The sequence below is a fragment of the Nonomuraea sp. NPDC049758 genome (assembly GCF_040674635.1).
Classification (GTDB): domain Bacteria; phylum Actinomycetota; class Actinomycetes; order Streptosporangiales; family Streptosporangiaceae; genus Nonomuraea.
Map to the genome: position 1 here is coordinate 562,138 of NZ_JBFAMZ010000002.1, position 24,768 is coordinate 586,905.

Annotated in this window: 20 protein-coding genes; 11 read left to right on the top strand and 9 right to left on the bottom strand. The window is 71.8% G+C overall.

The genetic code is table 11. The features are described 5' to 3' along the window. Positions 1-3: 3 nt before the first annotated feature. Positions 4-519, bottom strand: a complete 516-nt coding sequence (locus tag AB0J46_RS07185; protein WP_364327590.1) for a DinB family protein — start codon at positions 517-519, stop codon at positions 4-6. Positions 520-608: 89 nt separating this feature from the next. Between AB0J46_RS07185 and lysS the strand changes: the two genes are divergently transcribed. The 4 genes from lysS to AB0J46_RS07205 are packed head-to-tail and all read left to right on the top strand — an operon-like array spanning position 609 to position 4,546. Next, positions 609-2,222, top strand: a complete 1,614-nt coding sequence (lysS, locus tag AB0J46_RS07190; protein WP_364327593.1) for a lysine--tRNA ligase — start codon at positions 609-611, stop codon at positions 2,220-2,222. A 13-nt stretch (positions 2,223-2,235) separates the two neighbouring features. Beyond that, positions 2,236-2,775, top strand: coding sequence for an AAA family ATPase (locus AB0J46_RS07195; RefSeq protein ID WP_364327596.1), 540 nt, complete (start codon positions 2,236-2,238; stop codon positions 2,773-2,775). 60 nt (positions 2,776-2,835) lie between these two features. Further along, positions 2,836-3,564 carry a glycosyltransferase family 2 protein gene (locus AB0J46_RS07200; RefSeq protein WP_352321313.1) on the top strand — a complete coding sequence of 243 codons (729 nt, stop codon included), beginning with the start codon at positions 2,836-2,838 and terminating at the stop codon, positions 3,562-3,564. A gap of 19 nt (positions 3,565-3,583) precedes the next feature. Then, positions 3,584-4,546 (top strand): 2-dehydropantoate 2-reductase N-terminal domain-containing protein, encoded by a 963-nt coding sequence (locus AB0J46_RS07205; RefSeq protein ID WP_364327599.1) that lies wholly within the window; start codon positions 3,584-3,586, stop codon positions 4,544-4,546. Here AB0J46_RS07205 and AB0J46_RS07210 read toward each other — a convergent pair. Then, a complete protein-coding gene (locus tag AB0J46_RS07210; RefSeq protein WP_364327602.1) occupies positions 4,521-5,048 on the bottom strand; it encodes a DUF6886 family protein in 528 nt (175 codons plus the stop codon). The genes AB0J46_RS07205 and AB0J46_RS07210 overlap by 26 nt on opposite strands. 74 nt (positions 5,049-5,122) lie before the next feature. On the opposite strand from AB0J46_RS07210, the gene AB0J46_RS07215 reads away from it, so the two are divergent. Next, a complete protein-coding gene (locus AB0J46_RS07215) occupies positions 5,123-5,563 on the top strand; it encodes a hypothetical protein (RefSeq protein WP_364327605.1) in 441 nt (146 codons plus the stop codon). 2 nt (positions 5,564-5,565) lie between these two features. Here AB0J46_RS07215 and AB0J46_RS07220 read toward each other — a convergent pair whose 3' ends face one another. Then, positions 5,566-5,979, bottom strand: coding sequence for a hypothetical protein (locus AB0J46_RS07220; RefSeq protein ID WP_352357506.1), 414 nt, complete (start codon positions 5,977-5,979; stop codon positions 5,566-5,568). 62 nt (positions 5,980-6,041) lie between these two features. Between AB0J46_RS07220 and AB0J46_RS07225 the strand changes: the two genes are divergently transcribed. After that, positions 6,042-7,943: a nitrate- and nitrite sensing domain-containing protein gene (locus tag AB0J46_RS07225; RefSeq protein ID WP_364327609.1), complete on the top strand. Its 1,902-nt coding sequence runs from the start codon at positions 6,042-6,044 to the stop codon at positions 7,941-7,943. Positions 7,944-8,119: 176 nt separating this feature from the next. Here AB0J46_RS07225 and AB0J46_RS07230 read toward each other — a convergent pair whose 3' ends face one another. Genes AB0J46_RS07230 through AB0J46_RS07240 form a run of 3 tightly spaced genes read right to left on the bottom strand, consistent with a single transcriptional unit; the run spans position 8,120 to position 9,899 of the window. Continuing rightward, positions 8,120-8,986, bottom strand: a complete 867-nt coding sequence (locus AB0J46_RS07230; protein WP_364327612.1) for a hypothetical protein — start codon at positions 8,984-8,986, stop codon at positions 8,120-8,122. A gap of 24 nt (positions 8,987-9,010) precedes the next feature. Next, a complete protein-coding gene (locus tag AB0J46_RS07235) occupies positions 9,011-9,748 on the bottom strand; it encodes an MBL fold metallo-hydrolase (RefSeq protein ID WP_364327615.1) in 738 nt (245 codons plus the stop codon). 10 nt (positions 9,749-9,758) lie between these two features. Continuing rightward, entirely contained in the window at positions 9,759-9,899 is a 141-nt protein-coding gene (locus AB0J46_RS07240; protein WP_352321299.1) for a hypothetical protein, read from the bottom strand. 388 nt (positions 9,900-10,287) lie between these two features. On the opposite strand from AB0J46_RS07240, the gene rho reads away from it, so the two are divergent. From rho to AB0J46_RS07255, 3 genes are all read left to right on the top strand, one after another. Further along, positions 10,288-11,400: a transcription termination factor Rho gene (gene rho, locus AB0J46_RS07245; RefSeq protein ID WP_364327618.1), complete on the top strand. Its 1,113-nt coding sequence runs from the start codon at positions 10,288-10,290 to the stop codon at positions 11,398-11,400. A 20-nt stretch (positions 11,401-11,420) separates the two neighbouring features. Then, the gene (locus tag AB0J46_RS07250; RefSeq protein WP_364327621.1) at positions 11,421-12,431 is read left to right on the top strand and encodes a putative RNA methyltransferase; all 1,011 of its coding nucleotides are present in this window, start codon (positions 11,421-11,423) and stop codon (positions 12,429-12,431) included. Between the two features lie 145 nt (positions 12,432-12,576). Continuing rightward, on the top strand, positions 12,577-14,343 hold the full coding sequence (locus tag AB0J46_RS07255; protein ID WP_364327624.1) for a prolyl oligopeptidase family serine peptidase: 1,767 nt from the start codon (positions 12,577-12,579) through the stop codon (positions 14,341-14,343). A 50-nt stretch (positions 14,344-14,393) separates the two neighbouring features. On the opposite strand, the gene AB0J46_RS07260 is transcribed toward AB0J46_RS07255, so the two are convergent. After that, positions 14,394-15,596, bottom strand: coding sequence for a GAF domain-containing SpoIIE family protein phosphatase (locus AB0J46_RS07260; protein WP_364327627.1), 1,203 nt, complete (start codon positions 15,594-15,596; stop codon positions 14,394-14,396). Between the two features lie 462 nt (positions 15,597-16,058). Between AB0J46_RS07260 and AB0J46_RS07265 the strand changes: the two genes are divergently transcribed. Continuing rightward, positions 16,059-20,249 (top strand): HAMP domain-containing protein, encoded by a 4,191-nt coding sequence (locus AB0J46_RS07265; RefSeq protein ID WP_364327630.1) that lies wholly within the window; start codon positions 16,059-16,061, stop codon positions 20,247-20,249. 3 nt (positions 20,250-20,252) lie between these two features. Beyond that, complete coding sequence (locus tag AB0J46_RS07270) at positions 20,253-20,882, top strand: response regulator (protein ID WP_364327633.1); 630 nt, start codon at positions 20,253-20,255, stop codon at positions 20,880-20,882. A gap of 64 nt (positions 20,883-20,946) precedes the next feature. Here AB0J46_RS07270 and AB0J46_RS07275 read toward each other — a convergent pair whose 3' ends face one another. Continuing rightward, a complete protein-coding gene (locus tag AB0J46_RS07275; protein WP_364327636.1) occupies positions 20,947-22,197 on the bottom strand; it encodes an NYN domain-containing protein in 1,251 nt (416 codons plus the stop codon). Positions 22,198-22,383: 186 nt separating this feature from the next. Continuing rightward, on the bottom strand, positions 22,384-24,720 hold the full coding sequence (locus AB0J46_RS07280) for a sigma-70 family RNA polymerase sigma factor (RefSeq protein ID WP_364327639.1): 2,337 nt from the start codon (positions 24,718-24,720) through the stop codon (positions 22,384-22,386). Positions 24,721-24,768 lie beyond the last annotated feature (48 nt).

Sequence of the window (24,768 nt, forward strand, 5' to 3'; positions counted from 1 at the left end):
GGGTCAGTAGTAGCCCTTGTTCCCGTCGACCAGCTCTCTGACGATGTCGAGGTGGCCGGCGTGCCTGGCGGTCTCCTCGACCATGTGGATCAGCACCCAGCGCAGCGAGGACGCCGCCGACCGGAAGTCGGGGTGCTTGCCGACGTCGTCGAGCGAGTGGGCGGCGACGATCTCGTTGGAGCGCTCGCACTGCTTGGCGTAGTCGTCGAGGAGCTGGGCCAGCGTGACGCCCTCGACCAGCATGTCGGCGTCTTCGGGCTCCTCGAGGAACTGCGGGTTGCCCTCGGCGCTGCCGCCCAGGAAGAGCACCTCGAACCAGCAGTGCTCGGTCCAGCGCATGTGGGCGACCAGACCGGCCATCGTCATCAGGGGCGAGGTCGGCAGGACCGGCCGGTGGGCGTCGGCCTCGGACAGCCCCTCGCACTTCCAGTGGACGATCGAGCGCTGCATGTCCAGCCAGCCGACGAGCTGGGTACGTTCGTCGGCCACGAAGGGCGGACGTACACGGGGTGGCGTCATGCGCGGGAGGCTACTGCAGGGCTCATCGGCAACGCACCGGATTTTCGGCTGGTTCGCGCATGACCCGGGCGAGCCGCGACAATGGCTCGATGGCGGAAAGTGCAGAGGCCGACTGGGTCTCCAGGTTCGCGGACGAGGTGATCTCCGAGGCGGAGCGTCGTGCCCCGGGCAAACCGATCGTCTGCGCCTCCGGGCTCAGCCCCTCGGGCCCCATCCACCTGGGCAACCTGCGCGAGGTCATGACCCCCCACCTCGTCGCCGACGAGATCAGGCGGCGCGGCCTCGACTGCGTCCACCTGCTGTCCTGGGACGACTACGACCGTTTCCGCAGGGTGCCCGCGGGCGTCGACCCGTCCTGGGCCGAGCACATCGGCAAACCGCTGACCTCGGTGCCCGCCCCGCCGGGCAGCCCGCACGCCAACTGGGCCGAGCACTTCAAGGCGCCGATGACCGCCGCGCTGACCGAGCTGGGCGTCGACTACCGGGGCATCAGCCAGACCGAGCAGTACACCTCGGGCGCCTACCGGGAGCAGATCCTGCTGGCCGTGCGCGAGCGGTCGCGGATCGACGCGATCCTGGCGGCGTACCGGACCAAGGACGGCGGCCGGGAGGTGGCCGACTACTTCCCGTACAAGCCGTACTGCGAGCTGTGCGAGCGCGACCTCACGAAGGTCACCGCGTACGACGACGAGACGACCGAGCTGGCCTACACCTGCGAGTGCGGGTTCGGCGAGACCGTGCGGCTGGCCGAGCACGACCGCGGCAAGCTGGTGTGGAAGGTCGACTGGCCGATGCGGTGGGCGTACGAGGGCGTGGTCTTCGAGCCGTCGGGCGTCGACCACCACTCCCCCGGCTCGGCCTGGGTCGTCGGCGGCCAGATCGTCGGCGAGGTGTTCGGCGGCGAGCAGCCGATCGGCCCGATGTACGCCTTCGTCGGCATCACCGGCATGGCCAAGATGAGCAGCTCCAAGGGCGACGTGCCGACCCCGGCCGACGCGCTGGGGATCATGGAGGCGCCCGTGCTGCGCTGGCTGTACGCCCGCCGCAAGCCCGCCCAGTCCTTCAAGATCGCCTTCGACCAGGAGATCCAGCGCCTCTACGACGAGTGGGACGCCCTGGCCCGCAAGGTCGACTCCGGCCAGGCCCAGCCCGCCGAGCTGGCCGCCCACGCCCGCGCCGTGGGCACCGCCGCCGGGCCGCTGCCGGCCACGCCGGTCCCGGTGCCCTACCGCACGCTGGCCTCGATCCTCGACATCACCACCGGCCACGACGAGCAGGCGCTGCGCATCCTGCGCGACCTCGACGCCGTCGACCGGCTCGACCAGGCCCGCCCCCGGCTCGACCGGGCGCAGCGCTGGGTGGCCGACCACCTGCCCGCCGACCAGCGCACCCACGTGCGCGAGACGCCCGACCAGGACCTGCTCGACTCGCTCGGCCAGACCGAGCGCGAGTCGTTGCGGCTGCTGGCCGACGGCCTCGACGACTGGACGCTCGACGGCCTCACCAGCCTGGTCTACGGCGTGCCGAAGCTCCAGGCCGGCCTCGACGCCGACGCCAAGCCCACGCCGGAGCTGAAGGCGGCCCAGCGCGCGTTCTTCGTCCTGCTCTACCGGCTGCTGGTGGGCCGCGACACCGGGCCGCGGCTGCCCACGCTGCTCATGGCGGTGGGCGCCGACCGGGTGCGGAAGCTGGTCGGCGGATGAGGGGCGGCCGCGGGTGAACGGCGTCGTCCTGGTCACCGGGATCTCGGCCGCCGGCAAGTCCACGGTCGCCCAGGCGCTGGCCGAGCGCCTGCCGCGGTCGGCCCACGTCCGGGGCGACACCTTCCGTCGCATGGTCGTGGGCGGCCGGGCCGAGATGACGCCCGGGTCGGAGGAGGAGGCGGCGCGCCAGTTGCAGCTGCGCTACCGGCTCGCGGCCCAGACGGCGGACTTGTATTTCGAAGCCGGATTTACAGCAATTGTGCAAGATGTGGTCCTTGGAGAGGACTTGGAGCGGTTCACCGGGTGGATCCGTACCCGTCCGCTCCGGGTGGTCGTGCTCGCCCCCGACGCCGCCGCCGTCGAGCGCCGCGAGCGCGAACGCGCCAAGACCGGCTACGGCGCCTGGACGATCGCCCAGCTCGACGCCGCCCTGCGGGCCGAAACGCCGCGCATCGGCCTGTGGCTGGACACCTCCGCCCAGTCCCCCGCAGAGACCGTCGAGGAGATCCTCGCGCGGGCGGACGAGGCATTGGTCGGCGGAGATCGCATATAAGTAGGATCACTGCAAGGCAGTGTCAAGTGGGCTGCATGTGTGCAGGTGCACCTTGTACCCATGAACAAGCAGCCCTTCGCCGCCAGTGTCAGTGTCATCGTCCCCGCGATGAACGAAGCCGAGAACCTTCCCCACGTCTTCGCCACGCTGCCCGACTGGATCGACGAGGTGATCCTGGTCGACGGCAACTCGACCGACGACACCGTCGCCGTCGCGCGCAGGCTGCGCCCCGACCTCCGGGTCGTCGTGCAGAGCCGGCGGGGCAAGGGCAACGCCCTCATCGAGGGCTTCCAGGCCGCCCGGGGCGACATCATCGTCATGATCGACGCCGACGGTTCCACCGACGGCAAGGAGATCCGCTCGTTCGTCGAGACCCTGATCGACGGCGCCGACTTCGCCAAGGGCTCCCGGTACGCCCCCGGCGGCGGCTCCGACGACCTCAGCCCCATCCGGTCGCTGGGCAACAAGTTCCTCACCGGCCTGACCAACATGCTGTACGGCACCCGCTTCACCGACCTGTGCTACGGCTACAACGCCTTCTGGCGCGACCACCTGGACGTCATGGAGCTCGACTGCGACGGCTTCGAGATCGAGACCCTCATGAACGTCCGGGCCGCCCAGGCCGGCCTGGTCATCCACGAGGTGCCCAGCCACGAGCGCTCCCGGATCCACGGCGCGAGCAACCTGCACGCGGTGCGCGACGGCTGGCGCGTGCTGAAGACGATCATGCGCGAGCGTACGCGCGGGACCGCCCTGATGCCGCAGACCGAGGTGGCGCTCGCGAAGTAAGAAGTGACATTCTCGGACAATGCGCTACATAGTGATCGGAGCAGGAGCAGTCGGCGGCACCATCGGCGCCCGCCTCCACCAGGGCGGGCACGAGGTCGTGCTCGTCGCGAGAGGCGCGCACCACGAGGCGCTCAAGCGTGACGGACTCCGCCTGATCACCCCCGACTCCGACGAGACCCTGCGCATCCCCACGGCCTCCGGCCCGATCCCCACCCGCGACGACGACGTGCTGATCCTGGCCACCAAGTCCCAGGACACCCTGGCCGCCCTCGATCCCTGGCCGACGGACCTGCCGGTCGTGTGCGCGCAGAACGGCGTGGCCAACGAGCGCACCGTCCTGCGCAGGTCCGAGCGGGTCTACGGCATGTGCGTGTGGCTGCCGTCCCAGCACCTCGAACCCGGCGTCGTGGCCGCCTACGGCCGGCCGTACTCGGGCCTGCTGCACGTCGGGCGCTACCCCCAGGGTGTGGACGACCTCGCCGGGCGGATCGCCGACGATCTCGGCAAACACGGGCTGCTCGCCCGCGCCACCCCCGACGTCATGCGCTGGAAGCACGGCAAGCTGCTCAACAACCTCGGCAACGCCGTCGAGGCCCTCGTCGGGCACGCCGACGGCATGGCCGAGCTCGTCGACCGGGCCCGCGCCGAGGCCGTCAGCGTGTTCGAGCACGCGGGCATCCCCTACTCCACCGCCGAGGACGAGCGCCGGGTCCGCGGCCACCAGGTGGACGTCGTGCCGATCGAGGGCGTCCGGCGTGGCGGCGGATCGTCCTGGCAGAGCCTGGCCAGGGGCAGCGGCTCGATCGAGGCCGACTACCTCAACGGCGAGATCGTCCTGCTCGGCCGCGAGCACGGCGTGCCCACGCCGGTCAACGAAGTGCTGCGCCGCGAGGCCAACCGGGTCGCCCGCGAGAAGCTGCCGCCCGCCTCGATGCCGGTGGCCGAGCTGACCGCGCTCATCGACGCGCGTTCCGCAGCCTGATCCCGCTGAACTCCATGCTGCTGCCGGTCACCTCGTGCCAGAACGGCCACAGGTTGTCCAGCACGCGCAGCTGGATCCCGGCCTGCTCGTGCAGCTCGAACAGGTCGCCCACCGGCTCGGGCGGTCCGATCGGGACGACCGGCTCCCTCGACACCACGGCGTGCGGCGGGTCGCCGATCGGCGCGAACCCGGCCGCGGGCAGGCGGTAGGCGTACAGGCGCACGTCCATAATGGCCTTGAGCCAGGCGTACTCGACGGCGTGCACGCGGTCGCCGCAGCCCGCGCCGGCGATCCTGGCCACGTCCTCGTCGGTGGTGTCCGGCCCGCGCCAGGCCATCGCCCGCGGGCAGGCGCGCGGGAACCAGTGGTCGGGGCAGCGGTCGTGGCCGACCGCCCACACGTACGGCTCGCCGAGCGAGGACGTCACCGCGACCTGGGGCACGAACCGCTCGATGGTCGGGTCCTCGGAGAAGTGCAGCACCTGGCCGGGCTCGGGTCTCATACCCGCCATCATGCGCATACCCCGTCTCCGTCAGGGCAGAAGAAACGCGCTCTGACGACAAGGGGTGAGTTCGGATGGTCTTATTGGGTCTGATCCTGGTCCTGCTCGCCGGCGGCGCCGTCGCCTTGGTGGTGACGGAGGAGAGCTCCAGGTACATCCTGTTCGGCAACACCTACCAGCTCGACCACGTCCAGATGTTCCTCGCCGGAGCGGTCGTCGCGGCCGCCCTGCTGGCGGGGATCTGGCTGATCGGCGCCGGGTCGCGCAGGACCGCCAGGAAGCGCCGCAGGCTGCGGGCCGTCCGCGCCGAGGCGTCCGACCGGGTCTCCCGCCTGGAGGACGAGAAGCGCGACCTCGAACGGCGGCTCGAACGCGACCGCAACCGCGCCGCGCACGACGGCGGAACGGACGGCCGCGTCGCGCACGAACGGGTCGCGAGCGAGCGAGCCGCGCACGAACCGGTGGACGGCGACCGGCTGGTGGCCGGCGGCCGCCCCGACGACACCAGGCCGTGAGCTCATGGGCGCGAGGGCAGCAGCTTGCCCTCGCGCCAGAGCGCGAACCCCGTGACCAGCGCTCCCACGCCTTCCCAGAGCCCCACGCCGAAGAACTCGCCCGGCGCCGCCCCCGTCAGCACCAGCGTCGTGAACACCGCGAACGTCACCAGCCGGAACGGCACGGTCCACCGGAAGAACGGCGTGTAGTCGGCGGATGCCGCGAAAACGTAATAGACCCCCATGTTCACCGCCGCCATCGACGAAGCCGCCATGTAGACCAGCGTGTAGTCGCCGGACGGGCGTACGTCGAGCACCTCGAAACCCAGCAGGACCAGCAGGGAGTCCGGCGACAGCAGCCCGACGAGCCCGAGCGCGAAGGCGAGCACGCCGAAGACGCCGATGGTCCAACCGGCGGCGGAACGCGGAAGACGCACAGAAATCCTTCCAAAAGGGGGTGTAATCTGCGAGGCGATCTCATCATGCACCCGGAGGTCGCATGCCCCCCACGCGTGGCCGTCCCATTGCTCTGAAGCTCCTGATCCTCCTGCTCGTGCCGCTGCTGTCCCTGGTCGGGCTGTGGGCGTTCGCGGCGGGCCTGACCGGCGGCGACGGCCTGCGCCTGCTGGAGATCAACAAGCTCGCCTCCAACCTGGCCACGCCGTCGGAGCGGATCAACGCCGAGCTCCAGGACGAGCGGCTGGCCTCGGTCGAGTTCCTGGCCACCCACCGCGGCGCGGACAAGCTGGCCAGGCAGCGCGGGCAGACCGACCGGGCCGTGGCGGCCTTCCGCAAGCTGGCCAAGGACCAGCGCGGGATGTCGCCCGAGATGCGCACGCAGCTCGACGCCCTCAACGCCAAGCTCGACCTGCTGTCCGGCATCCGCGCCGAGGTGGACGGCAACACGGTCGCGCCGCTGGCCGTGATCGACGGCTACAACCAGATCGTGGACGCCTCCTTCCGCATGTACGACGCGATGGTGCTGGTGCCCGACATGTCGCTGTACCGGCAGGCGCGGGCCGTCACCATGCTCGGCGAGGCCAAGGACCTGGTCTCGCGCGAGCGCGCGATGATCGTCGTGGTGCTGGCCAGAGGGCGGGTCGAGGCCGTCGAGCGGGAGGCGTTCACCGGGATGGTGGCGACCCGGCGGCTGCTGTACTCGCAGGCGCTCTCGCACCTGGACGGCGGCCTGCGCGGCCCGTACGCGCAGCTGGCCACCTCGCCCGTCTACAAGGAGTTCCTCGACGCCGAGGACGCCATCCGGGGGCAGGCCGCGATGAACGGCCTGCCCGCCACCGCCGCCACCTGGGAGGTGGACGGCCAGAACCTGTGGGCGGTGCTCGAACGCGACCAGGGCCAGGCCGTGGAGGGCATCGTGGCCCGGGTGACGCCGGCCGCCGGAAGCATCCTGATCAAGATCGGCGTGGCCGGCGGCGTGGGCCTGCTCGCCGTGCTCGCCTCGATCCTGCTGTCGCTGCGCTTCCGCAGGCGGCTGGTCCGCGAGCTGGCCGGGCTGCGCGACGCGGCCACCGAACTGGCCGAGGTGCGGCTGACCGGGCTGATCGAGCGGCTGCGCACGAACACCGGCCCGCCCACGGCCGCCGAGGTCGCGCCGCTGGAGGTCAGGACGGAGACCTCCGAGGTCGCCGACATCGTGCGGGCCTTCAACCACGTGCAGTCCACGGCCGTGGAGGCCGCCGTCGACCAGGCCAGGCTGCGGCACGGCGTCAGCCAGGTCTTCGTGAACCTGGCCCGGCGCAACCAGTCGCTGCTGCACCGCCAGCTGCTCCAGCTCGACAGCATGGAGCGGGCCACCGAGGAGCCCGACCTGCTGGCCGACCTGTTCAAGCTGGACCACCTCACCACCCGCATGCGCAGGCACGCGGAGAGCCTGATCATCCTGTCCGACCAGGCCCCCGGGCGCGGCTGGCGCAACCCGGTGGCCATCCTCGACGTGCTGCGCGCCGCCGTCGCGGAGGTCGAGGAGTACGAGCGCGTCGAGATCCTTCCGCCGCCGCAGACCGCGCTGCTCGGCGCGACCGTCACGGACGTGGCCCACCTGCTGGCCGAGCTGGTCGAGAACGCAACCCTCTTCTCACCCCCGCAGACCAGGGTGGACGTGCGCAGTTCGAGCACCCCGAACGGCCTGATGATCGAGATCGAGGACCGCGGCCTCGGCCTGCCCCGCGTCGAGCTGGACGAGCTCAACGACCGGCTGGCCGAGATGCCGGAGTTCGACCTGGCGCAGAGCGACCGGCTGGGCCTGTTCGTGGTCGGCCGGCTGGCCGCCCGGCACGACATCAAGGTCACCCTCGCGCCCTCGCCCTACGGCGGCCTGACCGCGATGGTCTTCCTGCCCTCAGCCCTCCTGGCCGACCAGCCGGTCCTCGCCGGGAGCTAGGTAGGCCGTCCCGCCCGAGGCCCGCGCCCGCGTCGATGATGCCGCCGGGAAAGGACCAGCGGTCGCGGTAGTCGGGCTTGACGAGCAGGGCCCGGCCCCGCTCGTCGGTGATGCAGGCCGCGGCTCCGGTGACGACCCGGTTGACGGTGGACCAGAAATCGTTCCCCGGGCCGACGTTACGGCAGCACCTGCAGCAGCGCCTGGGTCCTGGCCCTGGCCGGTTCCTCGATCCGCTGGCCCTCCTTGCCCGCCGCGTCCAGCACGACCAGCGTGTTGTGCGCGCCGCCCGCCACGCGGACGACCAGCCGCCCGTCGGCCAGGTAGAACGCGCCGATCAGCCGGCCCTTGACGGCCGGGGTGAGCTTCCGGCCCGTCACCAGGTCGACCACGGCGGGCTTGAAGGCCGCCGGCCAGCTCCCGTCGCCGAGCGCGGCGGGATCGGCGGGGACCGCGACGACCGCGTTGCGGCCGTTCGGCGACAGGCTCTGCACGTGGGTGACGAGCTTGACGCCCTTGGCCCTGGCGGCCTTCCCGGTCCTGACGTCGAGCCGGTAGACGGCGTCGGCCTCGCCGGTGTAGCCCGCGAGGTAACGGCCGCCCGCCGCCCACGCCAGATGGCACACGCCCCTGGACGTGCCGAGCCTGCGCCTGCCGGTGCCGTCGGCCTTGACCGCCATGACGGTCTCGCCCTTGCCGACGTAGGCGACCTGCGTGGAGTCGGGCGACCAGACGGGGGTCAGGCACGGCGTGCCGCCCTGGAGCTTCGTGGCCGCGGTGACGGTCTTGGCGCCGTCCTTGACCTGGAGGTCGCCGCCGTCGGTCACCCAGGCGGCCTTCCTACCGTCCGGCGAGACGGCGAACTGCGGCAGCGCGCCGATCTTGGCGAGGGTGCTCCACTCCCCGCCTTCGTAGCGGGCGAGCCGGTGGCCGTCGTCGGCGTAGACGGCGGCGCCCGAGAGCTCGGGCGCGGTGGCCGCCGACGCCGGGGCGGGGGCCAGCAGCGCGGCGCCGAGGGCGATCCCGGCCACAACACGAATCTTCATGACAGCCAATGGTGCCGTAACGGATCAAAGACGCATGAACGGCTCGCTGAAGTGCGCGGTGGCGATCGTCGCCCGCTCGGCCCGCAACGCCGCCAGGACCTCGGTGCGCGTGCGCGCGGCCGTCTCCTGGTCGTCGTCGTAGGTGTAGTGGATGCCCGGGTCGGCCAGTTGCACCGGGTGGAGCACGAGATCGCCGGTGATGGCCAGGTCGCCGACCCTGGCGATCTGGTGGCCGGGGGTGTGGCCGGGCGTGTGCTGGACGTGGATGCCCGGCGCGATCTCGGCCTGCCCCTCGACGACGTGGAGCTGGTCCTTGAGCGGGGTCAGCAGGTCGGACATGGCTCCTGAGGCCGCGTCCACCTCGGCCCGCTGGAGCACGTGGCGCGCGTTCTCGAACACCGGCCGGCCGCCTGTGACCGCGCCGCTCGCGTGGTCGCTGTGCAGGTGGGTGAGGACGACGGTGCCGATGTCGGCGGGCGCGACGCCCACCGCCGCCAGCTCGTCCGTCAGGACGCCGGGCACGGGCGCCCAGCCGGCCGCCGGGGAGTCCTCCCCGCCGATGCCGGTGTCGACGAGGGTGAGGCGGCCTGCGCCGTCGCGCAGCAGGTAGCAGTGGAAGTGCAGGACCCACGGATCGTCCGCCGGACCGGATCCGGGGAACATCTCGGCGAGCGGGAGGCGGATCGCGGGGCCCATCGGGCCCACCGCGTCGCAGAGCGGCGTCACCTCGACGCCGGAGACGGTGATGGGGCTGTGCTTCATCCCGCCTAGGTTAGGCGGCGACGGGCTGCCGCGGAACGTACTCGTTCTCCAGGTCGGCGGCGTAGACGGCGCGGCAGCAGTGGGCGCACCGGTACATGATCGGGCCCTCGTCGAGCGTGTGCTGGCATTGCGGGCAGTGGACGGTGTTCATGGTGTTCCCCCAAGGAGCTCGGATGTGTCCATGGAACCCCCGCCGAGTTGCAGGGGTCCTGCATGTCACTTGACACGGTGCCGCTGCGCTGATGGGGGTTGTGTGCCTTCGCCGCACCGCCGGCCGGGGTCTTCCTCACGGCGTGGTGCGATGAAGAACATTGTCACGCGTACGGGCCGGGACACGCGGCAGAACACACCAGAACCGTCCGGGAATAGTCCAAGAGGGCTAGGCGTTTGATGGGGCGGAACGTGTGGTATCTTCCCCACAAGCGTTGAGCTTCCGCTCCGCTGGTTCTGCTCCAGCCCCGCCCAGGTCTCTCCGGGCCCGGCTTCTTCATCGAACTCGCCGATCTCTGGTCGGCGCATCTCCCCCAAAGGGGCTCATCATGTCTGTTCACACCATTCCGCAACAGCGCGCGGAAACGCCCGCAGGGCAGGTGAGCGGCCTCCTCGACGTGCAGGAGAAGTCCGCCTTCATCCGCGCGGAACACCTTCCCGGGCCGGGCGACGTCCGCGTGCCGGTCGAGCGGGTCAGGCAGCTCGGGCTGCGGCGCGGCGACCACGTCGTGGCCGCCGTGGCCGGGAACAAGCTGGCCGGCGTCCAGTCCGTCAACGGCCTGGCCGAGTGGCGGGACCGGCCGCGTTTCGAGGAGCTGACGCCCGTCCACCCGGACGAGCGGCTGGCCATCGAGACCGGGTCGCTCAGCACCCGGGTCATCGACCTGGTCGCGCCCATCGGCAAGGGACAGCGCGGTCTCATCGTGGCGCCGCCCAAGGCCGGCAAGACGATGGTGCTGCAGGCGCTGGCCGCCGCGGTCACCCGCAACCATCCCGAGGTCCACCTCATGGTCGTGCTCGTGGGCGAGCGGCCCGAGGAGGTGACCGAGATGCGGGCCTCCGTCCAGGGGGAGATCTTCGCCTCCACCTTCGACCACCCCGACCGCGACCATGCCGCCGTCGCCGAGCTGGCCCTCCAACGCGCCAAGCGCCTGGTGGAGGGCGGCCGCGACGTCGTGCTGCTGCTCGACTCGCTGACCCGGCTCGGCCGGGCCTACAACAACCTCGCGCCCGGCGGCGGCCGGGTGCTCACCGGCGGCATCGACGCCCGCGCCCTCTACCCGCCCAAACGCTTCTTCGGCGCGGCGCGCAACGTCGAGGGCGGCGGCTCGCTGACCATCCTCGCCAGCGCCCTCGTGGACACCGGCTCCCGCATGGACAACAGCCTGTACGAGGAGTTCAAGGGCACCGGCAACATGGAGCTCCACCTCGCCCGCGACCTGGCCGAGCGACGCCTGTTCCCGGCGGTCGACCTGGAGGCCTCCGGCACCAGGCGCGAGGAGATGCTGCTGCACCCGCAGGAGCTGTCGGTGATCTGGCGGCTGCGGCGCACGCTGGCCGGGCTGGACCGGCAGCAGGCCCTGGAGACGCTCGTCGGCAAGCTGCGCGCGACGCCGTCCAACGCCGCGTTCCTGCTGGAGGCGCTGCGCGCGGCGGCGTGAGGCCGCTGGAGAATGGGCGCATGCTGGCCGACATCGTCGAACATCTGATCTGCCCCGTCTGTCACGCGGACGTGGAGCTCGCCGAGGGCGCACTGCGGTGCGCGCGGGGGCACTCCTTCGACGTGGCCAAGCAGGGGTACGTCAGCCTGCTCACCGGGTCACGCCCGCCCGGCACCGCCGACAGCCCCGCGATGGTGGCCGCGCGGGCCGAGTTCCTGGCGGCCGGGCACTACGCCCCGCTGGCGCAGGCGCTGGCGGAAACCGTACGCGTACGGGTGGCGGCCGGAGAAAAACGTGAATCTTCTACTGAATCGAATGACGAAACCGGGCCGGAAGCGTACGGTGGGGCGGGAGTGGAGGCCGGTCCGCAAGGTGGGCCGGTGACCGTCGAGGGTCTCGGCGCGGCGGGCAGGGTCGCACCGCTGATCGTCGACGCCGGCACGGGCACCGGGCACTATCTGGCGGCCGTGCTCAATGCGGTGGACGATGGCATCGGGATGGCGTTCGACGTGTCCAAGCACGCCGTACGGCGGGCGGCGCGGGCGCATCCGAGGCTGGGGGCGTTCGTGGCGGACGTGTGGCGGCCGCTCCCGATCCGGCATGGGGTGGCCGATGTGGTGATCGATGTGTTCGCGCCCAGGAACGGGCCCGAGTTCCGGCGGATCCTGCGCCCTGGAGGGGTCGCGGTCGTCGCGACCCCGGCGGCTGCGCACCTGAGCCCGCTGGTCGAGGAGCTGGGGCTGCTCTCGGTGGACGAGGAGAAGGATCGCCGGGTCGCCCGCAGCATGCAGGGGTTCGCCCTGACCGGGCGGCGCACGATCGAGTTCGACATGGAGCTCGGACCGGACGAGCTGGTCCAGGTCGTGGGAATGGGCCCGAGCGCGTGGCACACTGATTCCGCCGAGCTGGCCGCCCGCATATCCGGTTATTTCAGCCAACATGCCAAGAATGGCCAGAAGAAAGTTACGGTCAGAGCCGCGTTTCATCTGTCTATCTTCGAGCCTGAGCCCCGTTCAAGACCTGTTCCTTGACGGGCATCTGCGACTGGTGTTACTGATGGGGTATTTAGTCCGAAATTCCCCCACATTCCCCGAGTATTTCCCCGACTCAGGCGCAATACTGGACGGCATCCCGCACCCAGAGGGCGTGGGCCATCGATGGGAGGGGGCGCGCCGGATGAAGGCGGAGGAACGCTGGCAGGCCAGGTTCCGCGCGTCGCGCATGACGTTGCCGGCCTGGGCCCGCCAGGCCCCGAACCGCTCCATCTACCGCTCCAACGCCACCGGGACGTGGGAGGTCTACGCCTGGGACCGGGCGACCGGCGCCGTGCGCCAGGTCACCGACCGGCCCAAGGGCACCGCGTACGCGGCGATCGACCCGGCGGGACAGTGGATCTACTGGTTCGCCGACACCGACGGCGACGAGTTCGGCACCTGGTGGCGCCAGCCGTTCGCGGGCGGTCCGAGCGAGCCGGCCGCGCCCGGCCTGCCGCCGGGCCAGCCGGGCGGCATCGCGCTGTCGGCCACCGGCCTGGCCGCCATCAGCCTGGCCAGCGAGGGCACGTTCCGGATCCATCTGGTACACCCCGGCGCGCCGGCCGAGCTGCTGTACGAGCACGCCGAGGCCGCCTGGGTGACCGACATGTCCCTCGACGGCTCCCTCATCGCCATCAACCACGGCGAGTACGGCGACTTCCGGCGTCCGGCGCTGCGCGTCGTCGACCAGCACGGCGAGACCGTCGGCGAGCTCTACGACGGCCCCGACAAGGGCGTGCACGGCCTCCGCTTCGCCCCGGTGCTCGGCGACCGCCGCCTGCTGACCCTGCACGAGCGCCGCCAGCGCCACGAGCCCCTGGTCTGGGACCCGGTCACCGACGAGCAGCGCGAGATCTGGCTGAAGGACCCCGGCGACCTGGCCGCCGAGTGGTTCGACGACGGCCGCGGCCTGCTGATCGTGCGCGACCACCGTGCCCGCAGCTACCTGCACCGCTACGACCTGGCGGGCGGCGTCCTGACGCTCATCGACACCCCGCACGGCGTGATCGACGAGGCCGCGCCGCGGCCCGGCGGCCACATCGAGTACTCCTGGTCCAGCGGCTCGCGCCCGCCGGTCATCCGGTCGAGCAACGGCCAGGTCGTGCTCAACGCGGGCGGCCCGCCGGCGCCGCCGAGCGTCCCCGTCGAGGACCTCGACGTGGAAGGGCCCGGCGGGCGCATCCATGCGCTGGTGTCCAAGCCCGAGACCGGCGCGGCGCCCCACCCGGCGGTCTTCCTCATGCACGGCGGCCCGACCGACCACGACCGCGACGCCTTCTCCCCCGAGGTCGCGGCCTGGGTCGATGCGGGCTTCGCCGTCGTCCGCGTCAACTACCGCGGCTCGACCGGCTACGGCTCCGCCTGGCGGGACGCGCTGCACGGCGACGTCGGGCACATCGAGCTGGCCGACATCGCCGCCGTGCGCCAGGCGCTGGTGGACCGGGGCACGATCGACCCCGCCCGGCTGATCCTGGCCGGCACCGCCTGGGGCGGCTACCTCTCGCTGCTCGGGCTCGGCGTCCAGCCCGGCCTGTGGGCCGCGGGCATCGCCGCGGTGCCCATCGCCTGCCACCAGACCTGCTACGAGGACGAGGCCGAGAGCCTGCGCGCCTATCAGCGCGCCCTGCTCGGCGGCTCCCCCGACGAGCAGCCCGAGCGGTACGCGTTCTGCTCGCCGATCACGTACGTGGACCAGATCAAGAGCCCCCTGCTGATCCTCGCCGGCGAGAACGACACCCGCTGCCCGCTGCGCCAGATCGAGAAGTACGTGGCCAAGCTCGCCGAGCACGGCCGCGAGCACGAGCTCTACACCTACGGCGCCATCCGCGGCTCGCTCGTGGTCGCCGAACGCATCGCGCAGACGGCCCTGCAACTGGAGTTCGCCCGCAAGCACGTGCACGTCGGCTGACCTCTCGCGCACGTCGTGGGAGCGCTCCTGCGGGGGCGCTCCCGCGCCGGTCAGCGCGCGCGCAGGACCACGATGGCGAGGTCGTCGGCGCTCGGCTCGGCGGCGAACTCCGCCGCGCCCCTGCGGATGCGCTCGGCCACCGCCCTGGCCGACAGCCCGGCGCACTCGGCCAGCAGCTTGGCCAGGCCGCCGTCGTCGTCGAGCAGCCGCCCGCCCGAGCGCCGCTCGGTCACGCCGTCGGTCACCGCCAGCAGCACGTCGCCGTGGTCGAGATGGATGGTGTCGGCCTCGAACACGACCTCGTGGAAGACGCCGAGCAGCGACTGCGGCGTGGTCACCGCCTCCACCTTGCCGCTCGGCCTGAGCCGCAGCGCCTCGGGATGGCCGGCGGACACCAGCCGCACCTCCAGGCCGGACGCCACGGGCGTGATGTCGCCGTGGAGCAGCGTGAGGAACCTCGCCCGCTCACCCTCCTCCAGGATCGCCTGGTTGAGCCGGCCGAGCACCGCGGCGACGCCGTAGCCCTCGCGGGCCAGCAGGCGCAGCGTGTGACGGGCCAGGCCGGTCACCGCGGCGGCCTCGGGGCCGGTGCCGCAGACGTCGCCGATCGCGAAGCGCCAGGAGTCGTCGCCCGCCTTGAACAGGTCGTAGAAGTCGCCGCCGACCTCGTTGGCCTCGCCGGCGGGCTCGTAGATGACGCCGTAGTCGAGGCCGGGCACCTCGGGCTCGTTGGGCGGCAGGAGGCTGCGCTGCAGCGCCCGGTTGGCCGCGGCCTGCTGGGCGTAGAGCCGGGCGTTGTCCATGGCCAGCGCGGCGCGCCTGCCGATGTCGTCGGCGAACTGGATGACCTCGTCGGGGAAGCGGTCGGACCGGCCCAGGCACATCATGCCGAGCCCGCGGCCGCGCGCGGTGAGCGGCACGGCCAGCACCTGGGAGTCGTTCAGGTGGATGACGGACGTGGCCCTGGTGTCGGCCGCGCCGACGTCCATGTCCGTGAGCTGCTCGCGCAGGCCGTCGATGCGGGCCTCGTCGGCGTGCCAGAGGTAGACCAGCCGCAGCGGGCCGCCCGAGGTGCCGGCGGTGTAGACCGCGCACCAGCTCGACAGGCGGGGCACGACGATCTGGGCGATGATCGCCGGGACCATGTCGGGGTCGAGGGTGCCGGCCAGCAGGTCGCTGGCGTCGGCCAGGAAGCCGAGCCAGTGGGGGCCCCGAGCGCTCTCCTCCGCCCATTCGGCGGCCACCTGGTCCACGGAGCCGGGTAGCGTGAGCCTTGCCCAATGGACACGGGAATCGCCCGCGAAGGTGACTCCCCACTCTTCCACGTTCACGGAAGGAGCCTTCGGGTCACCGTGCGCGGTGATCCGCTGCCGCAGTTCGACCTGGACTGAGTCCCCGTAATGCTTCCAAATCACCTCAAACGGCTCGTCAGAGACCTGCTCCGCCAGATCGCCGGCCACCTGCTCGGCGGTATGGAGCACGCTGACGGTGGCCCACGCGGTCATCACCTCGCGCGTGAACCTCATCGCAGCCGTCACAGCGGTATCGCCAGGCGCGAAGGTCGCGGCCAGCACCGCGTGGGGAGAAGCAGTCATCCCATCGTGCCTACCACACTTCTCACTGACTTGGGGTAAATCCAAGGGCAGGACTACGAGCTACTCATCGTGACAGACTTGAATCACTCGCCGGGACCCGTCGCGAGTGAAGGAGGCCCCATGACCACGGCCAAGGCCGCATCAAGCCCGGAGGAGCGGACCTATACAGAATCGGATCTCGTTCCCGTGCTGGAGACTCTTTTCTCCTGGCGTGACGGCGATTTCCGGCGTCGGGTCCCGCACGCTCCTCCCGGCATCCTCAGCGAAGTGCGCCTGCTGCTGAACGAAGTGGCCGACCGTCGCGAACATCTCGCGAACGAGCTGGCGAGAGTTCGCAAAGAAGTCGTCAAGGAAGGGCGCTTCGGCGAGCGGCTGACGCCCGGCCCGGGCGTCGGGGCGTGGTCCGAGAGCGTCGAGTCGGTCAACATGCTGATCGACGCCCTGGTCAGCCCGGTCAGCGGCGCGGCCGACGTGATCGACGCGGTGGCCAAGGGCGACCTGTCGCGGCGCATCGACCTCGACCGGTCGGCCCGCGGCGAGGTGCGCCGCCTGGGCAAGGCCATCAACGGCATGGTCGACCAGCTCGCCCTGTTCAACTCCGAGGTCACCAGGGTCGCCCGCGAGGCGGGCACCGAGGGCCGGCTGGGCGGCAGCGCCAACCTGCGGGGCATGTCGGGAAGCTGGCGCGACCTCACCGAGGCCGTCAACACGATGTCCTCGCGCGTGGCCGCGCAGGTCCGCGACATCGCCGTGGTCACCACGGCGGTCGCCAAGGGCGACCTGAGCCGCAAGGTCACGGTCGACGCCGTGGGCGAGATGTTCGAGCTGAAGAACACCGTCAACACGATGGTCGACCAGCTCTCGGGCTTCGCCGAGGAGGTCACCCGCGTGGCCCGCGAGGTGGGCACGGAAGGCCAGCTGGGCGGCCAGGCGCAGGTCACCGGCGTGTCGGGCGTCTGGAAGGACCTCACCGACAACGTCAACTTCATGGCCAACAACCTGACCTCGCAGGTGCGCTCGATCGCCACCGTCGCGACGGCGGTCGCCCAGGGCAACCTGTCGAAGAAGATCACCGTTGACGCCGAGGGCGAGATCCTGCAGCTCAAGGACACCCTCAACACCATGGTCGACCAGCTGTCGTCCTTCGCCGACGAGGTCACCCGCGTGGCCCGCGAGGTCGGCACCGAGGGCAAGCTCGGTGGGCGCGCCGAGGTGAAGGGCGTGTCGGGCGTCTGGAAGGACCTCACCGACAACGTCAACTCGATGGCCAACAACCTGACCTACCAAGTGCGCAACATCGCCCAGGTGACCACGGCCGTGGCCAACGGCGACCTCACCCGCAAGATCGACGTCGACGCCCAGGGCGAGATCCTCGAACTCAAGTCGACCATGAACACGATGGTCGAGCAGCTGTCCTCGTTCGCCTCCGAGGTCACCCGCGTGGCCCGTGAGGTGGGCACCGAGGGCCAGCTCGGCGGCCAGGCGCAGGTGCGCGGCGTGTCCGGGGTCTGGAAGGACCTCACCGACAACGTCAACTCGATGGCCAACAACCTCACCTCGCAGGTGCGCCAGATCGCGGCCGTCTCGTCCGCGGTGGCGCAGGGCAACCTGTCGAAGAAGATCACCGTTGACGCGCAGGGCGAGATCCTGCAGCTCAAGGACACCCTCAACACGATGGTCGACCAGCTGTCGTCCTTCGCCGACGAGGTGACCCGCGTGGCCCGCGAGGTGGGCACGCAGGGGCAGCTCGGCGGCCAGGCGCGGGTGCAGGGCGTGTCGGGCGTGTGGAAGGACCTCACCGACAACGTCAACTTCATGGCGAACAACCTGACCTATCAGGTGCGCAACATCGCCGAGGTCACCACGGCCGTGGCCAACGGCGACCTGACCCGCAAGATCGACGTCGACGCCCAGGGCGAGATCCTGGCGCTGAAGACCACCATCAACCGGATGGTCGACCAGCTGTCCTCCTTCGCCTCCGAGGTCACCCGCGTGGCCCGCGAGGTGGGCTCGGAGGGCCAGCTCGGCGGCCAGGCCCGGGTCGAGGGCGTCGAGGGCACCTGGAAGCGGCTCACCGAGAGCGTCAACGAGCTGGCCGGCAACCTGACCACGCAGGTGCGCGCCATCGCGACCGTGACCAGCGCCGTGGCCCGGGGCGACCTGACCCGGTCGATCGCCGTCGAGGCGCAGGGCGAGCTGGCGGAGCTGAAGGACAACATCAACTCGATGGTGGCCAACCTCCGCGAGACCACCCAGGCCAACCAGGAACAGGACTGGCTCAAGTCCAACCTGGCCCGCATCTCCCGGCTCATGCAGGGCCACCGCGACCTGTTCGAGGTGGCCAAGCTGACGATGAGCGAGCTGACTCCGCTGGTCTCGGCCCGCTTCGGCGCCTTCTACGGCATCGACCCCGAGGGCGACCACGAGCTGACGCTGATCGGCGGCTACGGCGTGCGTCCCGACCGGGGGCCGCGCCGGCGTTTCGCGATCGGCGAGGGCATCGTCGGCCAGGCGGCGGCCGAGGGCAGGCACATCATCCTCGACGACGTGCCGCCGCAGTTCATCACCATCGACAGCGGGCTCAGCCAGTCCACGCCCGCGCAGATCGTCGTGCTGCCGATCCTGTTCGAGAACCGCGTGCTCGGCGTGCTGGAGCTGGCCTCCTTCACCCCGTTCGGCGAGGTGCACCTCGACTTCCTGACGCAGCTCGTCGAGACCATCGGCGTCACGATGAACACGATCATCGCCAACTCCCGCACCGAAGACCTGCTGACCGAGTCCCAGCGGCTCACCCGCGAGCTGCAGGAGCGCTCCGACGAGCTCCAGCGGCAGCAGGAGGAGCTGCGCAGGTCCAACGCCGAGCTGGAGGACAAGGCGGCGCTGCTGGCCAAGCAGAACCGCGCGATCGAGATCCAGAACTTCCAGATCGAGCAGGCCCGCCGCACCCTGGAGGAGCGCGCCGAGCAGCTCGCGGTCTCCTCGCGGTACAAGTCCGAGTTCCTCGCGAACATGTCCCACGAGCTGCGCACGCCGCTCAACAGCCTGCTGGTGCTGGCCAAGCTGCTGACCGAGAACGCCGAGGGCAACCTGACGTCCCAGCAGGTCGAGTTCGCCCGCACGATCCACAGCGCGGGCTCGGCGCTGCTGCAGCTCATCAACGACATGCTCGACCTGTCGAAGGTCGAGGCGGGCCGGATGGACATCCATCCGATCCAGGTGTCGCTGCCCAAGATGGTCGACCTGCTGGAGGCGGCCTTCGCGCCGCTGGCCCAGGACAAGGGGTTGTCCTTCGGCGTCGAGGTGGCCTCCGACGTGCCGAGCGAGCTGCGGGCCGACGAGCAGCGCCTGCAGCAGGTGCTGCGCAACCTGCTGTCCAACGCGGTGAAGTTCACCCCGAAGGGCGAGGTCAAGCTGCGGGTCGCGGCGGCCCCCCGAGGGGTCGACTTCGACGACGACACCCTCCACGACGCCACCGACCTGCTGGCCTTCCAGGTGATCGACACCGGCATCGGCATCGCGCCCGACAAGCGCGAGGTCATCTTCGAGGCGTTCAGGCAGGCCGACGGCACCACCAGCCGCAAGTACGGCGGCACCGGCCTCGGCCTGGCCATCTGCCGCGACATCGCCCGGCTGCTCGGCGGCGAGATCCACGTCGAGAGCGAGCTGGGCAGGGGCAGCACGTTCACCCTCTACCTGCCGGCCTCCTACACCGGCCCGCTGGCCGCCACCGACGGCAGCACGGCCCCGCGCCGGCAGCTCATGACCTCGCCCGCCGAGGAGCAGGCCGCCGCCGCGACCCTGCCCGAGCCGCCGCCGCTGGACATGCCGATGCCCGAGCTGGTCGAGCCGCCGGTGGAGACGCCCGCCCAGTGGCAGGGCGACGACCCGCTCAACGGCGCCAAGATCCTCATCGTCGACGACGACATCCGCAACGTGTTCGCCCTCACCAGCGTGCTGGAACGACACGGATCGACGGTCGTCTACGCCGAGAACGGTCGCGAGGGCATCGAGCAGCTGGAACGGAACGAGGACGTCGCGCTCGTGCTGATGGACATCATGATGCCGGAGATGGACGGCTGGGCCACGACCTCGGCCATCCGGCGCATGCCCCAGTTCGCCGACCTGCCGATCATCGCGCTGACCGCTAAGGTCATGCGTGGTGATCGCGAGAAGAGCATCGCCTCGGGCGCGTCCGACTACGTGCCCAAGCCGGTCGACGTCGATCGCCTGCTCGAACGGCTGCGCGGCTGGCTCAGCCGTGGGCGGGGAGCCACGACCGACTCGTCGCCCTCAACCGCTGAAGGGTCGTGATCGATGCCGGACCGTGCAAAGATCCTCCTGGTCGACGACCGCGAGGAGAACCTGATCGCCCTGGAGGCGATCCTCAGCTCGCTCGACCTGGTGCCCGTACGCGCCAGGTCCGGCGAGGAGGCGCTCAAGGCGCTGCTCAACACCGAGTTCGCGCTGATCCTGCTCGATGTCCGGATGCCGGGCATGGACGGTTTCGAGACGGCCGCCCACATCAAGCGGCGGGAGCGGACCAGGAACATCCCGATCATCTTCCTGACCGTGGTCGACAGCGCCCCCGACTACGCCTTCCGCGGATACGCGGCGGGGGCGGTCGACTATCTCACCAAGCCGTTCGACCCCTGGGTGCTGCGGGCGAAGGTGTCGGTGTTCACCGAGCTCTACAACATGAACAAGCGCCTGGCCGAGCAGGCGTCGTTGCTCCGCGAGCGGCTGACCGGCGAGCTGCCGCCCGGAGCGGGTGACCACGCCTCGGTCCTGCCGGAGTTGTCCCGGCGGCTGACGGCAGTGGAGGACGAGCTGGCCCGGGTGCGGGAGCTGGCCCGCAAGTCGCAGGATCCGGCGCTCGCCGTGCCGCTGGCCGACCTGGGCGATCGGGTCGCCCACCTGCGCGCCGGGTTCGACGCGCTCTCCTGACCCCGTCCGACGCCCGGGCCGCCCTCATGACGCCCGGGCGTCCGGCTTGCCGTGCGGTGGTGGGTCAGTGGCGGGCGCGTTCGAGGGCGTCCCAGAAGCCGCGGCGCAGGGCGTGGCGGACCTCGTCGTGCAGCAGGAAGTCGATCGGCAGCGAGGAGCCCTGCAGGAGGCGGGCCTCCAGGTCGGAGGGCATGCGCGGCTTGCGGGCCAGCACCGCCTCCAGCCACAGCGCGGGCGCGTCGCGGGCCACGGACTCGCCGAAGTCGTGCCCTTCGCGATGGGCGGCCTTCACGGCGTCGGCCAGCGTGGTGGCCCCGGCGGTGGCGGCGGGCGGCGGGGAGACGGGCGCGGCCTGCGGCCCGGTGTACGGGCCGAGCTGCGCCGGCTGGTAGGTGCCCCCCGAGGACGGCGTGGCGAACTGCCCGGTGCTGGGCGAGGCGGACTGCGGCTGCTGCAGCGGCCCGGTCGCCGGCGCGGACGGCGGCACGGACGGCGGGATCGACGGCGGCTGCTCCTGGTACCCCGAGTACGACGGCAGCACCGGCGGCGTGGCCGACCGCCCGCCCGAGGACGCCTGCCCGTTGGCGGACGACTGGCCGGAGGCGGGGGCCGCGTGGCTCCCTGAGTGCTGCCCGGCCGCGTGGCTGCCCGCGGACGGCGCCGGCGGCAGCGAGGCCGCCGGGGTCACCGGGGGCGCGGCCGGCGGCGCCGGCGGCAGCGAGGGGGCGGCGTGCCCGTTGCTGAGCGGCTGGTGGTGGCCGTTGGAGGACTCGGTGACGCCGCTCACCATCGTGACGTAGGGCCGCAGGTGGGCGTTGCCCAGCTCGACCAGGTCGTCGCACTCCTGCCGCAGCGACCGGGACACGGCCCACCCGCCGTCGGCGGCGATGTGGATGACGGTGACCCTGATGCCGAGGTCCTGGGCGTCGCACACCACCTGGGCGAGGTCTTCGTCGCCGCTGACGACGACGGCGTCGCAGATGGCGTTGTTGCGGGCGAGGGTCATGAGGTCGCGATGGACCTGGGCGTCGACGCCTTCGCGGCGGCCCGGCCGGATGCGCGAGAGCCTGAGCTTGAGGCCCGGGATGTCGGCCAGCGCGTCGTGCTCCGGGGTGCGGCGGCCCTCGACGGTCGCCTCGTACCAGTAGCACCGCAGCAGCGGCAGGCCCGTGCGTTCGCGCGACAGGTTGGTCATCAGCTGGAGGAGCCCGGGATAGTCCCAGGCGACGGCCTCTCGATGGCGAGTGCCGTGCACGGCCATCGCTCCGTCTGCCAGCAGATAGCCGGCGTCCACGAACAGCGCACAGCGATCCACTGACACCGCCCCTTTCCTGGTGGTCCGACCTTGCTGGCTCTGCACCGTCAGAGACCGGACTCGGCGGCCCTCTTTCAGGGTAATGAAAGCAGGTGATCGCGCGAGGGTGAATCCCGACGATTCGACCGCGGGCCGCCGTGCAGCCGGACCATTTAGGCAGACCGTACCAGTTCGTCCTGTTTGCGGTCATGAGCGTGCCCGGACGGTCAGCGCGGCCGCTCCGAAGAGCACGACGTCCTTGTCGGTCACGATCGTCAGCGCCGGATCGCGGCCCAGCTCGGCGTCGACCGTGTCGACGTCGACGCCGAAGGTCATGCCCCCGGCGCCGTTGGCGGAGCCGTCGAAGACGTTGGCGCGCTCGCGGTCGCCGCCCTCCGGGACGATCGCGCCGGTGCCGAGCGAGACCTTGTCGCCCTGGAGATCGGCGTCGCCCTCCCAGGTCACCAGCTCGGCCCGGGCCGGCGCGGCGGCCGGGCTCAGGCCGCCGAGCGGCATGCGCACCTTCCTGTCCGCGCCGCCGATCACGGTGGCGGTGTCGAGCACCACGGCCTGGCTGTACGGCTGCCGCGGCCCGGTCACGACCACCACCAGGCTCCACCCGGCGTGGCTGGAGGCCCCCTCCGCCATCGGCGCGTCGGCCGCCCACCACAGGCCGCCCTGCCGCGCCTGCCCGGCCAGCGCGGTGACGTCGGCGAACGCCTGGTAGGCCGGGCCCAGCGGCATGTCGAGGGCCGTGACGTGGTCGGGACGGACCGACACGTACGTGCGCCGGCCCGGCGCCCTGACCTTGACGGGCCCCGCCGCCGCACCGCTCGCCGACCAGTAGAGACCGGCCCACACGACCCTGCTGTCCTTGGGCAGGGTGAGCCGGGCCGCGCTGGAGGCGCTGGTGGCCGGGCTGGCGTCCTGGTCGAGGGGGATCATCGGCCACAGGTCGTTGTCGCGCTGGTCGCCCTGGCGGCGCCTGGCCTCGGGACAGCCGTCGTGCTCCTCGGGGCAGCTCAGCAGCGTGTTGCCGATCGCCCGGACGGCCACCCTGCCCTCGGTGGCGAACCTGGCCGACGCCCCCACCGTGCGCACGCCCTGCGCGGCCCGCGCGTTGACGTGGAGGTCGTCGGCGTCGACGCGCACGGCGGGCCCGGCGCCCTCCGGAGCCAGCTCCGACACCAGCACGCGCAGGAACACCGCCGTGCCCTGCCCGGCGGCCAGCGGCTGCCTGGCGCACCGCGCGCCCTGCCCGGCCTGCCGGCAGGACCAGCCGTCGACCGTGCCCACGGGTTCGAGCAGCGCCACGCCGTGCCCGCGCCTGGCCGGCGGCAGGAGGGTCACGCCGGGCGGCAGCTCGACGGTCGCGGCCAGCTCGCCGCTCGGGCCGTCGCCGTCGTTGCGCAGGCGCATGCCGACGATGCCGGGCTGGGCGCGTACGAGGGCGCCGAGCGCGCCGATCGTGGCCCGCAGCCGCGCCCTGCCCCGCGGCTCCTTCCGCGGCGGCGGGACGCGCGCCGGCGGCTCGCTCGCCACGGGCAGCGGCACCGGCCGCACCGACACCGGGGGCTGGGCCACCGGCGTGGGCGTGGCCACCGGCCGCTCGGCCACCGGCGACTCCCCGGACACCAGCACGAACGCCGCCACCGCCGCGGACGCGACCGCGACGCCGCCCGCCGCCACGACCTGCTGCCGCGAGGGCGCCCGCCGCAACCAGCCGAACAGCCGCAACAGCCAGCCCGCTCCGCCGCCCGCCGCGCCCGTCTTGGCCAGCGCCGCGGCGTAGCCGCTGAACACCGGGCCGGCGATCAGCGGGCCGACGATGACGCGCAGGCCGCGGTTGACGTCGGTCAGTTCGAGCAGGACGCCGTGGCACTCCTCGCAGTCGTTGACGTGGTCGTCGACCGCGCGCGAGTCGCGCCTGGCCAGGCCGCCCCTGACGTAGGCGCCCATCTTGCCGAGCACCGGACGGCACTCGTGCTGCGGCGCCGCGCGCAGGTGCATCTGCAGGTACGCCTGCCGCAGCCCCTCGCGCGCCCGGTAGGCCAGCGCCGCCACCCCGTTGGCCGACAGGCCGAGCAGCGGCGCGACCTCGGCGGGCTTGCACTTCTCCACCTCGGTGTGCCAGAGCACCGCCCGCCATCGCTCGGGCAGCGACAGGAACGCGCGCGAGATCATCGACCGCTCCAGGCCGACGAGCGCGGGATCGACGAAGGGCACGCCCGCGTCGTAGCGCTCGATCTCGCCGGTGGTCACCTGGCGGCTCTCGACCCGGCCGCGGTCGTAGACGGTACGGCGCACGACGGTCAGCAGGTACGTGCGGAACCCCGACTCGGGCCCGCCGCCCCTGCCCACCAGGTCGAGGATCTTCGTGAACGACTCGGCCACGACGTCCTCGACCTCGGACTCGCCCCTGACGAGCTGCCTGGCCAGCGCGCGGGCCGCGGCCACGTGACGCTCGTAGAGCCGTCCGTACGCGGTCGCGTCGCCGGCGCGGACCTCCTTCAGCAGGTCCGCATCGCTTCGCGGCGATTCCACACTCATTGTGACCTCACGATTACGGTGGGTTGCCCCGCGCAATCATTC

Coding starts and splice junctions, on each gene's coding strand:
- AB0J46_RS07230 (WP_364327612.1), bottom strand. CDS start 8,986: ATGAAGATTCGTGTTGTGGCCGGGATCGCCCTCGGCGCCGCGCTGCTG.
- rho (WP_364327618.1), top strand. CDS start 10,288: ATGTCTGTTCACACCATTCCGCAACAGCGCGCGGAAACGCCCGCAGGG.
- AB0J46_RS07250 (WP_364327621.1), top strand. CDS start 11,421: ATGCTGGCCGACATCGTCGAACATCTGATCTGCCCCGTCTGTCACGCG.
- AB0J46_RS07240 (WP_352321299.1), bottom strand. CDS start 9,899: ATGAACACCGTCCACTGCCCGCAATGCCAGCACACGCTCGACGAGGGC.
- AB0J46_RS07255 (WP_364327624.1), top strand. CDS start 12,577: ATGAAGGCGGAGGAACGCTGGCAGGCCAGGTTCCGCGCGTCGCGCATG.
- AB0J46_RS07215 (WP_364327605.1), top strand. CDS start 5,123: ATGGTCTTATTGGGTCTGATCCTGGTCCTGCTCGCCGGCGGCGCCGTC.
- AB0J46_RS07210 (WP_364327602.1), bottom strand. CDS start 5,048: ATGAGACCCGAGCCCGGCCAGGTGCTGCACTTCTCCGAGGACCCGACC.
- AB0J46_RS07270 (WP_364327633.1), top strand. CDS start 20,253: ATGCCGGACCGTGCAAAGATCCTCCTGGTCGACGACCGCGAGGAGAAC.
- AB0J46_RS07225 (WP_364327609.1), top strand. CDS start 6,042: ATGCCCCCCACGCGTGGCCGTCCCATTGCTCTGAAGCTCCTGATCCTC.
- AB0J46_RS07235 (WP_364327615.1), bottom strand. CDS start 9,748: ATGAAGCACAGCCCCATCACCGTCTCCGGCGTCGAGGTGACGCCGCTC.
- AB0J46_RS07200 (WP_352321313.1), top strand. CDS start 2,836: ATGAACAAGCAGCCCTTCGCCGCCAGTGTCAGTGTCATCGTCCCCGCG.
- lysS (WP_364327593.1), top strand. CDS start 609: ATGGCGGAAAGTGCAGAGGCCGACTGGGTCTCCAGGTTCGCGGACGAG.
- AB0J46_RS07205 (WP_364327599.1), top strand. CDS start 3,584: ATGCGCTACATAGTGATCGGAGCAGGAGCAGTCGGCGGCACCATCGGC.
- AB0J46_RS07265 (WP_364327630.1), top strand. CDS start 16,059: ATGACCACGGCCAAGGCCGCATCAAGCCCGGAGGAGCGGACCTATACA.
- AB0J46_RS07185 (WP_364327590.1), bottom strand. CDS start 519: ATGACGCCACCCCGTGTACGTCCGCCCTTCGTGGCCGACGAACGTACC.